Raw genomic sequence first — 14568 nt, forward strand, 5'->3', positions numbered from 1 at the left:
GAAGCGCGCGCCTATAGCGGACCGGGGCGGGAATGCAAGCGCGCTACTGGATGCGCCGCACTGTGTAGCCGTAGGCGGCGAGGAGCGCGGGCAGGCCGTCCTCGCCCGCGAGGTGGGCCGAGCCCACCGCGATCAGCGGGCGCGGCTCGCGTTCGAGCAGCGCCGCAAGCCGTTCGGTCCATTCACGGTTGCGACGGGCGTAGAGCGCCTCGCGCAGCTCCGGATCGGCAAGGATCGCGCTCGTGGCGGGATTGGCAAGGTGATCGATCCGGCCTGCGTACCAATCGGTCGCATGGCGCATGGGATCCTCGCCCTCCCGGGTCATGTCGGCGATTACCGCTTCCAGGAGATCGCGCTGTTCGGCCTCGGGCAGGCCGTCGAACACATCGAGCTGCCGCGCCGCCCCTTCCAGTTCAACCACCTTCTCACGCGAAACACGGGCGAGCAGCGCACGGTCGACGCCGTTCGCTGCCTCCCCGGTTGCGGCATATTGGGCAAGCGTTAGCGCCGCCGCCCAGGTTTCCATTCCGGCAAACGCGCTGGCGGCGAGATCGTGCTCGGCAAGAACCGCGAACAGATCGCCGCGCATCGGGGCAGGGACCTTCACGGCCAGCGGCGGCTGACCTGCCGTATAGGCGCGCTCCGCGAAAGCCTCGCGCAGCCCGGAAGCATCGTCCAGATCGCGCACTTCGACCACCAGCAGGTCTGCGCGCGCAAGCACGCCCTCCAGCGCTTCGGTCTCCCAGGCGACACCGTCGGGCAGCGAGTGGATCGTGCCGAACATCCACCCTTCGACCGCGCCGTCCGGAGAGGATACCTCGAACAACGCGGGTGAGGGCCGGCCTTCGAAACCCGGCGGGGGATCGGCCTTCCCGCAGGCGGCGAGCGCGAGCGGGGCCGCCAACGGGAAAGCCAATCGTCGGATCACAGGACGGGTCCGATCACTGAACTCGCGCGGTCTCGATGCCGAGCTCGGCGAGCTTGTCCTGCACGCTCTGCTCACCCGCTAGGTGCCCCGCGCCGACCGCGACGAATACCGTCCCCGGCGCATCGAGCCGCTCGTCGATCCATTTCGCCCAGTTGGCATTGCGCGCGTAGAGCAGGCGTTCGGCAAGCACCGGATCGGTCATGCCCTCGTTCATCAGCCGCGCAAGTTCATCCGCGTCGCCTTCCGCCCATTCGGCGACCATTGCGTCGAGCATCGCCTTGATCTCGTCGACGGCATCGACCGTCTCCATCAGGAATGCGATCTGCGTCTCCGGCGGCAGATTGTCGAAGATCGAAAGCTGCTCCTCGACTGTCTCGAGTGCACCGCGCTCCAGCTCCTTGCTTGCCTTCGTTTCGAGCACCGCCTCGACGCCCGCATCGGTCGTATAGCCCTGCTTGAGCAGCGGCAGCATGGTGAGCATCATCGCGCCGTACCATGGCTCAAACCGATCGAAGGCGGCAGGCGGCAGTTCCACCCGCGCCAGCGCCGCCTCGTAAGCCGCGCGCTGCTCGTCGCTGAGCATCTCACGCAGCGTCTCGCCTTCGGGCAGCACGCCTTTGGTCATCACCAGGTTCTGGGTCGCGGCCATCGATTCAGGCGTCATCTCGATCTCGGTCACCAGGATATCGGAGGTGCCCAGCGCGTCGGCGATAGGGCCGTGATACCATTCGATCCCATCTGGGAGAGCATGGACCGTGCCGAACAGATAGATGGTCGTATCCTCGTCCGCGACCTTCCACAGCGCCGGCGTCGCGATCTCGACTTCCTGCCTCTCCGCAGGGACGGGGGCAGGCGCCGTCTCCTGCGCCTGGGCCGGGGTAACAAACGCGAGGGCGCAGGCGGAGACACCGAGCGAGAGCGCACGGATTTTGGTGGGGATGCGGTTCAGCTTCATCGTTCTTGGATCCTTCATTGTGGGAGATGGTCTCGGCGGGTCAACGGTACCGACGAACCACCCAACCAATCAGCCAGGTGACCATAACCACCCAGAAGATGACGTAACCGTTCGGCACCGCGGCGAATCCTCCGCGCGCGAGCAACCACCACCCGGCGCTCAGCAGGAAATACAGGTAGATCGAGACGACAGCTCCGAAATCGTAGGCGGCGCGCTCATGCTCGTCGAGGAGCATATGCCAGCGGATCGACAGGCCGAACCCGCCGATCAGGGCGGCGAGCAAGATCAGCGTGGCCGCCGGCGAGATCGGTTCGTCCGAAGCGAAGAGCGTCCGCCATCCTGCCGTATCGCCACCCTCGAAGAGTACCATCGCCATGCCAGCGACGAGGCCTACGACGCCGGATGCATAGAGAATTATGCGCGACTTCCGCATGCGCGGACTCGCCGGGAGATCCACGATTGCCCGGTTGCGAAAGATCAGCCAGATCGCCCCTGCGGCAAGCGATACGACAGCCAGAAGAATGAGGTAAAAGGTGGCGCTGTGCGACCCGCCCTGGCTTGCAGCCGCGCTGATCATTCCGGCTGCCACGCCGAGCGCGAAAATGACTACGAGACTCGCGGCTACGACAATCAATATACGAACGAGCCCGGACGGGGGAGGCTCGTCCCGTTCAAGCCTGGTCATCGAAAATCTCCTCGATCGGCATCCCGAACAGGCGGGCAATGCGAAAAGCGAGTGGTAGCGACGGATCGTGCTTGCCGGTCTCGATCGCGTTCACCGCCTGGCGCGAGACGTCCAGCTGGATGGCCAATTCCGCCTGGCTCCAGTCGCGTTCCGCTCTCAGCACTTTCAGCCGGTTGTTCATCAGCTTCGCAGCCGTTTGAGATAGAGGGTGGCGCGACGCGAGGCCGACATGGCAATCCTTCGTGTGTCAGGTATACCTGACTATATGTCGCGATTCGCTGACTGTGTCAACATTACCTGACATCATGTCGTGAGAACCTGTCATTTCTCCAGAATGCCCGTCGCACCATTGACGGGTTTTGCCTGCTACGTCATGGCGCGGCCCGATGGACCGGAATCCCGCGAAAAGCTTCCAGGACATGATCCTCGCGCTTCACGACTTCTGGAGCGCGCAGGGCTGTCTTATTCTTCAACCCTACGACATGCGGATGGGGGCCGGCACGTTTCACACCGCCACGACGCTGCGCGCGCTCGGGCCGGAGCCGTGGAACGCGGCCTTCGTGCAGCCCTGCCGCCGCCCGACCGACGGCCGCTACGGCCAGAACCCGAACCGGCTGCAGCATTATTATCAGTATCAGGTGATCCAGAAGCCGAGCCCGGCCGACATTCAGGACCTCTATCTGGAAAGCCTGCGCGTCATCGGGATCGACCCGCTGCTGCACGACATCCGCTTCGTCGAGGACGACTGGGAAAGCCCGACGCTCGGCGCCTGGGGGCTGGGCTGGGAAGTCTGGTGCGACGGGATGGAGGTGACCCAGTTCACTTACTTCCAGCAGATGGGCGGGTTCGACTGCAAACCCGTCGCTGGCGAGCTGACTTATGGGCTCGAGCGCCTGGCGATGTACATCCAGGGCGTCGACAACGTCTACGACCTCGATTTCAACGGCCGCGGCGTCACTTACGGGGACGTGTTCCTCGAGAACGAGAAGCAGATGTCGAAGTGGAACTTCGAGGTCGCCGATACGGACGCGCTGTTCGACCTCTTCCGCAAGGCCGCGGCGGAGTGCCGCAACTGCCTCGACAACGACGTCCCGATCGCCGCCTACGAACAGGCGGTCGAAGCGAGCCACGTGTTCAACCTGCTCCAGGCGCGCGGCGTGATCAGCGTGCAGGAACGCGCCAGCTACATGGCCCAGGTGCGCGACCTCGCCCGTGGTAGCTGCGAGGTCTACATGGCGAAGGAAGCCCCGCGCTGGGCTGAGAAATACCCGGAGTGGTCGAAATGAGCGACTTCCTCCTCGAACTGCGCTCCGAAGAAATTCCGGCCCGGATGCAGGCCGGCGCACGGGCGGAGCTGGAGAAGCTGTTCCGCCGCGAGATGGATGCAGCGGGCGTCGAGATCGGCGAGGTGACCATCTGGTCGACCCCGCGCCGGCTCGCCCTGATCGCGCGTGGTCTGCCGGAAAGCACCAGGGCCGTGCGCGAGGAAGCCAAGGGACCGCCGGAGGGCGCGCCCGACGCGGCGATCGACGGCTTCTGCCGCAAGAACGGTGTCACCCGCGAGCAGCTCGAGCTGCGGGAGATCAAGGGGCGGGCAACCTGGTTCGCGGTGATCGAGAAGCCCGGGCGCGCCACCCGCGATCTCCTCGCCGAAGCAATCCCCGCGATTGCGCGCGATTTCGCCTGGCCGAAGTCGATGCGCTGGGGCGCCGCCTCGGTCTCGACCGGATCGCTGCGATGGGTGCGCCCGCTCTCCGGCATCGTCGCCATTCTGGGCGAGGATCTGGTCGAGTGCGCGGTGGACGGGGTCCGCTCCGGCTACGCCACACTGGGTCACCGCTTCCACTGCCCGGGCGAGATCACCATCGGCGGTGCGCACGACTATGCCGAGAAGCTGCGCGCCTGCCACGTGATCGTCGACCACGAGGAACGCGCCGCGTTGATCCGCGACGGTGCGCACAAGGCGGCGGCGGAGGCCGGGCTCGCACTGGTCGAGGATGAGGGACTGGTGATCGAGAACGCCGGCCTCACCGAATGGCCCGCGCCGCTGCTCGGCCGTTTCGACGAGGCCTTCCTCGACGTCCCGCCCGAGGTGATCCAGCTCACGGCGCGGACCAATCAGAAGTATTTCGTATGCGAGAATGAGGGCGGGAAGCTCGCCAATGCTTTCGTCTGCACCGCCAATATCGAGGCCGGGGACGGCGGTGCGGCCATCGTCGACGGTAACCGCAAGGTCCTCGCCGCGCGCCTTTCCGATGCCCGCTTCTTCTGGGAGCAGGATCGCAAGACCCCGCTCGCGGACCACGCGAAGAAGCTAGAGCGGATCACCTTCCACGAAAAGCTCGGCACCGTCGCCGACAAGGTCGAACGCGTCGCCAGACTGGCGCGCTGGTTGGCGGAGGAAGGGATCGTCAAAGACGCGAACCCCGATCTGGCCGAGGCCGCCGCGCGTCTCGCGAAGGCCGACCTTGTCACCGAGATGGTCGGTGAATTCCCCGAACTCCAAGGCCTTATGGGCGGCTACTACGCCCGTGCCGAGGGCCTGCCCGACGAAGTCACCGATGCTATTCGCGATCACTACAAGCCGGTTGGGCAGGGCGATGATGTGCCCACTGCGCCGATTACGGTGGCGGTGAGCTTGGCGGATAAGCTGGATACGTTGGCTGCGTTCTTTGCAATTGACGAGAAGCCAACCGGCTCCAAAGATCCTTACGCTCTGCGACGAGCGGTACTAGCCTGCATTTCGCTGTTCCTTACCAACGATCTACGAGCTTCATTAGGTTCGCTTATTCGGCGCTCACATCGGTCTTTGATCGCCCAGCTTGGCGAACGTGACGATGTATACGTAAGTGGCGAACCTAAGAACATCCTAGGCTGGACTCGGATTGAAGATGTAGGACGAAGCAAGAGGCTTTACTTCGTTGAGGGTTCACCAGAACTACCCGCAGAGGACTTTATCTACTTAGGTCCGAGCGACGAACCGGAAGAACGAGTTGATTATTGGATAGCGAGTGCCGCTGAAACAGAGATTGGCATCCTCGACTTCCTCGCCGACCGCCTCAAAGTCCAACAACGCGAAGCCGGCGTCCGCCACGACCTGATCGACGCCGTGTTCGCGCTCGGGAACGAAGACGACCTCGTGCGGCTTCTTGCTCGTGTGAACGCTCTGCAGGCCTTTATCGAAACCGAGGACGGCGCCAATCTGCTCGCCGCCTACAAGCGTGCCTCGAACATCCTCAAGAAGGAGGACTGGCGCGGCATCGAGGGTCAGATCGCGCAGACCGGCGAGGAGGACCCGCTGGCCAACGTCGACGATCCCGATCTCGCCGCGGTGGTCGCCGCCAAGATGGCCGAGCGCCATACGCAGGAGTTGTCCTACACGCCCGAGCCGGCGGAGAAGGCGCTGATCGAGGCGCTCCACACCGCCGAGCCGGCGGCTGCGCGCGCGGTCGAGGCGGAGGACTTCTCCGCCGCCATGGCCGCGCTCGCCACGCTGCGCGCGCCGATCGACCGCTTCTTCGACGAAGTGACGGTAAACGCGGATGAAGAAAAGAAGCGCGCGGCGCGGCTCGATCTGCTTGCGCGCTTCCGTGCTGCGGTGCACAAAGTCGCCGACTTCTCGCGCATTGAGGGGTAGACGCTACTCTCCTCGCTGTTCTCCCTAACCTGGCGACGGACCGCTCTTGTCGAGCGCGGCAGTGAACGGGTAGCGACCTCTCGGAATCTCTGGGTTAACGGATGGGCACGATGGAACAGACGGTCTTCACCTTCGGCGGCAACGCACCGCATACGAATGCACGGCAGAAGGACAAGACCGTCACCGGGGGCAAGGGCGCCAACCTCGCCGAGATGGCGTCGATCGGCCTGCCGGTGCCGCCCGGCTTCACCATCGCCACCGAGGAGTGTGTCCGCTACCTGAAGCACGGTGGCGACTTCTCCGACGAGCTGCAAAGCTCGGTCGCCAAGGCGCTGAGCCACATCGAGAAATCTGTCGGCAAGCGCTTCGGCGATGCTGCCGACCCGTTGCTCGTGTCGGTGCGCTCGGGCGCGCGAGTCTCGATGCCGGGCATGATGGACACGGTGCTCAATCTGGGCCTGAACGACGAGACGGTGGAGGGTCTTGCCGCCGCCTCCGGCGATCCGCGCTTCGCGTGGGACTCTTACCGCCGCTTCATCCAGATGTATTCCGACGTCGTCCTCGGCCTCGATCATGGACTGTTCGAGGAGGCTCTCGAAATCACGAAGGAAGACAAAGGTTTCTATAACGATACCGAGATGGAGTACGAGGACTGGCAGGCGCTGGTTGGCGATTACAAGCGGATCGTCGCCGACACGCTGGGAGAGTCGTTCCCACAGGACGTCTCTCGCCAGCTCTGGGGTGCCATCCGCGCCGTCTTCGATAGCTGGGATTCCGAGCGCGCCAAGGTCTACCGCCGCCTGAACGACATCCCCGGCGACTGGGGCACCGCGGTCAACGTCCAGGCGATGGTATTCGGCAATATGGGCGACACCTCCGCCACCGGCGTCGCGTTCACTCGCGATCCGGCGACCGGTGAGAAGGTCTATTACGGCGAATACCTGATCAACGCGCAAGGTGAGGATGTCGTCGCCGGCATCCGCACGCCGCAGTACCTGACGAAGGCCGCACGCGAAGCCGCCGGAGCGAAGCCGCACTCCATGGAAGAGGCAATGCCCGAGGCTTTCGCGGAGCTCGCCCGCGTGTTCGACCTGCTGGAGCGGCACTACCGTGACATGCAGGACATCGAATTCACCGTCGAACGCGGCAAGCTGTGGATGCTGCAGACCCGCAGCGGCAAGCGCACCGCGAAGGCCGCGCTCAAGATGGCGGTCGACATGGTGGGCGAGGGCCTGATCAGCGAGGAAGAGGCAGTGCTGCGCGTCGATCCGATGGCGCTCGATCAGCTTCTTCATCCTACGCTCGATCCCGATGCCCCGCGCGACGTGCTCACCACCGGCCTGCCGGCGTCTCCCGGCGCCGCCTCCGGCCGTATCGTGCTCGACGCCGATACCGCCGAGCAGTGGTCGCAGCGCGGCGAGAAGGTCATCCTCGTCCGGGTCGAAACCAGCCCGGAGGACATCCACGGCATGCACGCCGCGCAGGGCATCCTCACCGCGCGGGGCGGCATGACGTCACATGCGGCCGTCGTTGCTCGCGGTATGGGGCGGCCCTGCGTGTCGGGCGCGCCGAGTGTGTCAATTGACCTCAAGACGCGCACGCTGCGCATCGGCGAGCGTGAGCTGGCCGAGGGTGACACGCTCACGCTCGACGGCAGCAAAGGCCAGGTCATGGCCGGGGAAGTTGCGACGGTCGAACCCGCGCTCGCCGGCGACTTCGGCACGCTGATGGAGTGGGCCGATCGCCACCGCCGAATGAAGGTGCGCACCAATGCCGAGACTCCGGCCGACTGCCGCATGGCGCGCCAGTTCGGCGCCGAGGGTATCGGCCTCTGCCGCACCGAGCACATGTTCTTCGACGCCGGCCGGATCAGCGCCGTGCGCGAGATGATCCTGGCCGAAAACGAGCAGGGGCGCCGCGCGGCGCTTACCAAGCTTCTGCCCGAGCAACGTGCCGACTTCCGCGAGATCTTCGATGTCATGGCCGGTCTGCCGTGCACGATCCGCCTGCTCGACCCGCCGCTGCACGAATTCCTTCCACACGGCGATGCCGAATTTGCCGAACTCGCGGCGGTCACCGGCGTCGACGTCGATCGCCTCAGGCGCCGTGCGGACGAGCTGCACGAGTTCAACCCCATGCTCGGCCATCGCGGTTGCCGCCTCGGCATCACTTATCCCGAGATCTACGAGATGCAGGCGCGCGCGATCTTCGAGGCCGCCTGCGAAGTCGCCGAACGATCGGGCGAAGCGCCCGTGCCCGAGATCATGATTCCGCTGATCGCGACCCGCCGCGAGCTCGAGCTCCTGCGCGCACTGGTCGAGCGTGTCGCGACCGAGGTGTTCACCGAGAAAGGGCGTACGCTCGAATATCTCGTCGGCACTATGATCGAGCTTCCGCGCGCCGCCCTGATGGCGGGTGAGATTGCAGAGGAGGCGACGTTCTTTTCCTTCGGAACCAACGATCTGACGCAGACCACTCTTGGGGTTTCGCGGGATGATTCAGCGCGCTTTCTCGCCCCTTATGTGGAGAAGGGTATATTCGCGCGCGATCCGTTCGTGAGCCTCGATATCGAAGGCGTCGGGCAACTCGTGGAACTCGCAGCGGAGCGGGGCAGGGCGGCGCGGCCTGACCTCAAGCTCGGCATTTGCGGCGAACACGGCGGCGATCCGGCGAGCATCGCCTTCTGCAACACAGTTGGGCTCGATTACGTCAGCGCATCGCCCTACCGTGTGCCGATCGCGAGGCTGGCTGCGGCACAAGCAGCCCTGCGTTAGCTTTTCCAGCCGGTTAGGGTAACAATCTCGAAGATCTCGGTAACGCGGCCCTCGGCATCCGCGGTTTCGACGAAGGCCTCCCGCGCTCGCTGGAGCGCGGCACGGGATAGCGCGGGCGGGGCCGCCGTCAGGACGTTCGTTAGCGCCTGACTGCGCAGATCCTCGACGAGCCTGTCGAGCGCGCCGTAGCGCACGCGCAGCGGATAGCTATCCGCTACTTGCCGCGCGAAACCGGCGCGCTGCATCAGCGCCGAACCCGCCTGCATGTCGATCATCGGGTGCATGCGCGCCGCCGGCCTGTCGGGCTCCGCCGCCAGTAGGGCCCGCCTGAGATTGGCGAGGCTCCCTGCGCCCACGAAGCTCACCATTGCGATGCCGCCCGGTGCGAGCGCGTTGCGCAGATGGATCAGCGCGCCCGGGACATCGTTGACCGTATCAAGCGCGCCGAGGCTGGCGATCAGGTCGAACGAGCCCTCGATCGCCTCCTCCTCGTCATGATCGAACGGATCGACGGTACGGACGGTCTCGGTGCATTCCGCCAGCACGGCACGCGCCAGTCCGGTGGGATCTCCGGACAGCAGCGCGGTGCCGGCGCGGACGTTCATGAAGGAGAGACGCTCCTCCAGTTCTTCGGCCATGGACCGGAAAACGAAATCGGCCGCGCCCTCGCGGCGCTGCTCGGCCATGGCGCGGCGCCAACGCGCATGCCGCCGGTGAGGAGAGAATATCTGCGGAACCCGGGCTGCCGTCATCCGCCCGCCCTGCCGGGGTTGCCTTTGCCTTGCAAGAGCGACAGCATCGCGGGGTGAGCGCCGCCGCATTCCTGCACGAATCGATCGCCCCCTTCGTCGATCTGGTCTTTCCGCCGCGCTGCCCCGTCTGCGGAGCCGGAATTGCGCAGCAGGCCGGGCTTTGCGCGTCGTGCTGGAGCGAGCTCGTCATTCCGGGTGAGCCCGCGTGTGCTGCGTGCCAGCGGCCATTCGCGAGTGAGTCGATGGCAGGCGGCGCGATCTGTGCGCCTTGCCTGGCGCAGCCTCCGCGTCACGACGGCATCGCAGCCGGGACGATCTACAACGATACCGCGCGCAAGCTCGTGCTTGCCTTCAAGCATGGCAGGCGCATCGCACTTGCACCGATGCTCGCCCGCCTGATCATCGCGCGGCTGCCGCCGATGGAGGGGGAGTGGCTGGTTATGCCGGTGCCACTCCACCGGTGGCGCCTGTGGCATCGCGGCTTCAACCAGGCTGCCCTCATTGCGGGAGAGATCGCGCGTTCGACGGGCGCGGAACTTCTCGTCAACGGCCTCGAGCGCCGCAAGCGCACGCCGGCGCTTGGCGGGTTGGGGCGCCAGGCGCGGATGCGGACGCTTCACGGGGCGATCGCCGTCGACTCGCGCCGCCGCGCACGCATTCGCGGATCGCAGGTCCTGCTGGTGGATGACGTACTTACGAGCGGCGCGACCAGCGACGCCTGTGTCGCCGCTCTCAAGCGCGGGGGTGCGACGCGGGTCGTCGTCGCATGCTTTGCACGGGTGCTGGAGAATGAGGGCGGTTGGGGCGAACGCAGGGCTCTGGCGGCACCTGAAAGCTAGACGCCTCACAAACGAAACGCCCGAAGCCGAGGCTCCGGGCGCCACGTGACGAAAATCGTCGGTCCCGCTTTAGCTGCGCAGTCGCCCCCATCGACTGCGGGCACGAGACCCGATCCCTCAACGTTGCGGGGGCGCCATCACCTTGCGGCGGGCTGCGTCCCCAATTCCCCCTGAACCTGGCGCTCTTGCGGCACCGAACGGTCGGCGGGCGGCTCTTGCGAGCTGCCTGCACTTCTTCCCACCTGAGGGCTGTTCATCAAAGCGACATGTGCGGCAGGCGGGGATTTTGGGCAGCCGCTGTGGTTATCGTGCAACAAATCAACTAACGGGCGGGGCCGCGCATCCGTTCAGCATGATGGAGAACACCTTGATCGACCGATTCGAACCCAAGTTCGACAGCAGCGGATTGCTCACCGCAGTGGTGGTCGACAGCGCCGGCGGGGCGGTGCGCATGGTTGCGTTCATGGACAGGGAAGCTCTGGCCAAAACGCGTGAGACGGGCTTGGCTCACTTCCACTCGCGCTCGCGCGGTGCGCTCTGGCTGAAGGGTGAGACTTCGGGCAACACCCTGCAGGTTGAAGAGATCCTGGTCGATTGCGATCAGGACGCGGTAGTGCTTCGCTGTCACCCGCAGGGGCCAACCTGCCATACTGGGGCGGAGAGCTGCTTCTTCCGGAAGCTCGACGGCGATAGGCTGATCCCGGCCGAAGATTGACGTTTACGTAAAGGGTATTATTCTGCGGCCATGCCTGATCCAGTCCGCAAGCTCCCCGAACCGCATTCCGGCGCCCATCTCGAGCGGCCCGACAAGCATTCGCGCGAGCAATACTCCATCTCCGACCTGACGTCGGAGTTCGGCTGCACCGCGCGCGCGCTGCGCTTCTATGAGGACGAAGGGCTGATCGGCCCGAAACGCCTCGGCCTGACGCGAGTCTACTCGAAACGCGACCGCGCGCGACTGGCGTGGATCATGCGCGCAAAGAACGTCGGATTCTCGCTATCCGAGATCCGCGAAATGATCGACCTCTACGATCTCGGCGACGGGCGTGTGGAGCAGCGGCGCGTTACGGTCGAGAAATGCCGCGCGCACGTTGCCAAGCTCAAGCGCCAGAAGGCGGACATCGATTCGTCGATCAAAGAACTGAGCGCCTTCATCAAGCTCGTCGAATCGATTGACTGACGAGCACCCTTCTTCGCAGGACCAACGCATGCCGACTTATACCGCTCCGACCCGCGACACGCGCTTCGTCGTCAACGAACTGCTGGACCTTGCGAGCTACGGCGATCTGCCGGGCTTCGAGAGCGCCACGCCGGACATGATCGACACGGTCATCAACGAGGCAGGCAAGTTCTGCTCGGAGGTTCTCGCGCCGCTCAACCAGGCAGGGGACGAGCACGGCTGCACCCGGAACGACGACGGTTCGGTCACCACGCCGCCCGGATTCAAGCAGGCGTTCGAGCAGTTCCGCGAGGCGGGCTGGGGCACGATCTCCGCTCCGGAGGAATTCGGCGGGCAGGGCATGCCGCATGTCCTCGGCTTCGTCATTGAGGAGTTCATCTCCTCGGCCAACCAGGCTTTCGGCATGTATCCGGGCCTAACCAACGGTGCAGTGTCGGCGCTGCTTGCCAAGGGATCGCCCGAGCAGCAGGCCAAGTACGTGCCGAAGATGATCGCCAACGAATGGCTCGGCACGATGAATCTGACGGAGCCGCAGTGCGGCACCGATCTGGGCCTGATCCGCACCAAGGCGGAGCCGCAGGCCGACGGCAGCTACGCGATCACCGGCACGAAGATCTTCATCTCGGCCGGCGAGCACGACCTGACCGAGAACATCATCCACCTGGTGCTCGCCAAGACCCCCGGCGCGCCGGATTCGACGAAGGGTATATCGCTGTTCGTGGTGCCCAAGGTGCTGGTGAACGACGACGGCTCGCTGGGTGAGCGGAACGGCGTCACCTGCGGCTCGATCGAGCACAAGATGGGCATTCACGGCAATTCGACCTGCGTGCTCAACTACGACGGGGCGAAGGGCTGGATCGTCGGCGAGGAGAACAAGGGCCTCGCTGCGATGTTCATCATGATGAATGCTGCGCGACTCGGCGTCGGCATTCAGGGCTTCAGCCAGGCGGAAGCCGCCTATCAGAACGCGGTCGCCTATGCGCTCGACCGGCGGCAGGGCAGGGCGCTCACCGGCCCGGCCGAACCGGAGGAGAAGGCCGATCCGATCATCGTCCACCCCGACGTACGGCGGATGCTGATGGACGCCAAGGCCTTCACCGAGGGCTTCCGGGCGCTAGCGCTGTGGGGCGCGCTTCTGGTCGATCTGACGCACCGGGCCGCGACTGAGGAGGAACGGGCCGAGGCCGACATGCTGCTCGGGCTGATGACCCCTGTGATCAAGGGCTACGGCACCGACAAGGGGTTCGAGACGGCGGTCGACATGCAGCAGGTCTTCGGTGGGCATGGCTACATCAAGGAATGGGGCATGGAGCAGTTCGTGCGCGATGCCCGCATCACGCAGATCTACGAAGGCACCAACGGCATCCAGGCGATGGACCTGTGCGGCCGCAAGCTGGCGCAGAATGGCGGCGCGGCGATCCAGGCGTTCTTCAAGCTGGTCGGCGAGGAAGCCGCGGCGGCCAAGGGCGATGAGACACTCGGCCCGCTCGCGGAGCGGCTCGAGAAGGCCCTGAACGAGCAGCAGGCCGCGACCATGTGGTTCATGCAGAACGCGATGCAGAACCCGAACAATCTTGGCGCGGGCGCGCATCACTACATGCACATCATGGGGCTGGTGACGCTGGGCCTGATGTGGCTGCGTATGGCGAAAGTCGCGCAGGAAAAGCTCGCCAGCGGGGCGGAGGACAAGGGGTTCTACGAGGCCAAGCTCGTCACGGCCCGCTATTATGCCGAACGCTTCCTTCCGGATGCGGGCGCGCTGCGGCGCAAGCTCGAAGCGGGCAGCGAGGCGATGATGACGCTCGGCGAGGAGGCGTTCGCGACCGCCGTTTAGGCAGGTCGCATCCGCCTGTCGTTATCCGAGCGGAAGCCGGGGTCGTTGCGGTCCCGTGCTCGATTGGAGAGCGATCCCCAGCTTTCGCTGGGATGACGCGGTTGGTTTGTCCCTCGGCACATTGTAGCGCGAGTGAACTGAGCGCTAGCGGGACGCGGAAACCAACAGCATCATCGGTCGCTCCAGTTCTTCGGCAAGTTGCGGCATCTGCCGGATCTGCTCGGCCGTAGGCACAAACTCGACGACCCGCTGAAGACGGAAACCTGCATCGAGGAGCGTGTTCAAGGTCGTGTCGAGCGTTCGGTGGTATTTCCTTACGCCTTCGACGAACCATGTCGTGATGCGCTCTCCCTCCCGGAAATAGCCGTTCACCGGCCACGTCATGCGGCCGTCCGGGTCGACGATCCAGTTCGGATGAGTGGCCGCCATGTAGATCGGGTGCTCGATCGTGAAGATGAGATTCCCACCCGGCCTGAGAGCGGCTCGGATCATACGGACGAGGCGTCCGAAATCCTCGACATAGTGGAAGGTGAGGGCGCTGTAGGCGAGATCGAACGCGCCGGTCGGCAGTATCAACGTGTCGAGATCGGCAATCCGGTATTCGATAGCTGGGTCCGTGGTGCTGGCACAGGCGCGGTCGATCATGTTCTCCGAGAGGTCGAGCCCAAGGACCGAGGCGGCGCCTTGCGCTCTCATCCAGCGCGAGGCCCATCCGAAGCCGCATCCCAGATCCACCACATCCTTGCCAGCGAGATCGGGCAGAAGCGCGCGGATTGCCGCCCATTCCGGTGCGCCGTCGAGGCCGTGCACCTGGCGGGGGAGCTTGCTGTAACCCGCGAAGAACGCGGGATCGTCATAGACATTCTGTGCCATCGTGCGAACGCTGATGGTGGTTTGGCGAGCCCGGCGCAATCTTCCCGCTACGGGCCACTATGTTCAGTGCCGCCCCACGTCTTCAAGCGCAGGGCGGCACACGACGCTCAA

13 protein-coding genes are annotated in these 14568 nt (G+C 65.1%); 7 read left to right on the top strand and 6 right to left on the bottom strand.

Annotation, left to right across the window (positions count from 1 at the left end; translation table 11 throughout):
- Positions 1-43: 43 nt before the first annotated feature.
- The 4 genes from AC3A5N_RS07175 to AC3A5N_RS07190 all read right to left on the bottom strand — a co-directional run bounded on the left by AC3A5N_RS07175 (position 44) and on the right by AC3A5N_RS07190 (position 2749).
- Positions 44-928, bottom strand: a complete 885-nt coding sequence (locus AC3A5N_RS07175) for a TraB/GumN family protein (protein WP_487736619.1) — start codon at positions 926-928, stop codon at positions 44-46.
- Between the two features lie 13 nt (positions 929-941).
- Entirely contained in the window at positions 942-1883 is a 942-nt protein-coding gene (locus tag AC3A5N_RS07180; protein ID WP_487736620.1) for a TraB/GumN family protein, read from the bottom strand.
- Between the two features lie 40 nt (positions 1884-1923).
- On the bottom strand, positions 1924-2460 hold the full coding sequence (locus AC3A5N_RS07185) for a hypothetical protein (protein WP_487736621.1): 537 nt from the start codon (positions 2458-2460) through the stop codon (positions 1924-1926).
- Positions 2461-2554: 94 nt separating this feature from the next.
- Positions 2555-2749 carry a helix-turn-helix transcriptional regulator gene (locus AC3A5N_RS07190; RefSeq protein ID WP_487736622.1) on the bottom strand — a complete coding sequence of 65 codons (195 nt, stop codon included), beginning with the start codon at positions 2747-2749 and terminating at the stop codon, positions 2555-2557.
- Positions 2750-2954: 205 nt separating this feature from the next.
- Between AC3A5N_RS07190 and AC3A5N_RS07195 the strand changes: the two genes are divergently transcribed.
- The 3 genes from AC3A5N_RS07195 to ppdK all read left to right on the top strand — a co-directional run bounded on the left by AC3A5N_RS07195 (position 2955) and on the right by ppdK (position 8979).
- On the top strand, positions 2955-3854 hold the full coding sequence (locus tag AC3A5N_RS07195) for a glycine--tRNA ligase subunit alpha (protein ID WP_487736623.1): 900 nt from the start codon (positions 2955-2957) through the stop codon (positions 3852-3854).
- Positions 3851-6205, top strand: coding sequence for a glycine--tRNA ligase subunit beta (gene glyS / locus AC3A5N_RS07200; RefSeq protein ID WP_487736624.1), 2355 nt, complete (start codon positions 3851-3853; stop codon positions 6203-6205). Before AC3A5N_RS07195 ends, glyS begins: the two co-directional genes overlap by 4 nt.
- A 110-nt stretch (positions 6206-6315) precedes the next feature.
- Entirely contained in the window at positions 6316-8979 is a 2664-nt protein-coding gene (ppdK, locus tag AC3A5N_RS07205) for a pyruvate, phosphate dikinase (protein ID WP_487736625.1), read from the top strand.
- Here ppdK and AC3A5N_RS07210 read toward each other — a convergent pair.
- A complete protein-coding gene (locus tag AC3A5N_RS07210) occupies positions 8976-9665 on the bottom strand; it encodes a methyltransferase domain-containing protein (RefSeq protein WP_487736626.1) in 690 nt (229 codons plus the stop codon). The two genes, ppdK and AC3A5N_RS07210, sit on opposite strands and share 4 nt — an antisense overlap.
- 119 nt (positions 9666-9784) lie before the next feature.
- On the opposite strand from AC3A5N_RS07210, the gene AC3A5N_RS07215 reads away from it, so the two are divergent.
- From AC3A5N_RS07215 to AC3A5N_RS07230, 4 genes are all read left to right on the top strand, one after another.
- Entirely contained in the window at positions 9785-10570 is a 786-nt protein-coding gene (locus AC3A5N_RS07215; protein ID WP_487736627.1) for a double zinc ribbon domain-containing protein, read from the top strand.
- A gap of 352 nt (positions 10571-10922) precedes the next feature.
- Positions 10923-11285, top strand: a complete 363-nt coding sequence (gene hisI, locus AC3A5N_RS07220) for a phosphoribosyl-AMP cyclohydrolase (protein WP_487736820.1) — start codon at positions 10923-10925, stop codon at positions 11283-11285.
- A 30-nt stretch (positions 11286-11315) separates the two neighbouring features.
- The gene (locus tag AC3A5N_RS07225; RefSeq protein ID WP_487736628.1) at positions 11316-11750 is read left to right on the top strand and encodes a MerR family transcriptional regulator; all 435 of its coding nucleotides are present in this window, start codon (positions 11316-11318) and stop codon (positions 11748-11750) included.
- Positions 11751-11778: 28 nt separating this feature from the next.
- Positions 11779-13584 (top strand): acyl-CoA dehydrogenase C-terminal domain-containing protein, encoded by a 1806-nt coding sequence (locus AC3A5N_RS07230; RefSeq protein WP_487736629.1) that lies wholly within the window; start codon positions 11779-11781, stop codon positions 13582-13584.
- A gap of 144 nt (positions 13585-13728) precedes the next feature.
- On the opposite strand, the gene AC3A5N_RS07235 is transcribed toward AC3A5N_RS07230, so the two are convergent.
- On the bottom strand, positions 13729-14457 hold the full coding sequence (locus AC3A5N_RS07235; protein ID WP_487736630.1) for a class I SAM-dependent methyltransferase: 729 nt from the start codon (positions 14455-14457) through the stop codon (positions 13729-13731).
- Between the last annotated feature and the right edge of the window lie 111 nt (positions 14458-14568).

Source organism: Pelagerythrobacter sp. Soil_C_18, from assembly GCF_057657235.1.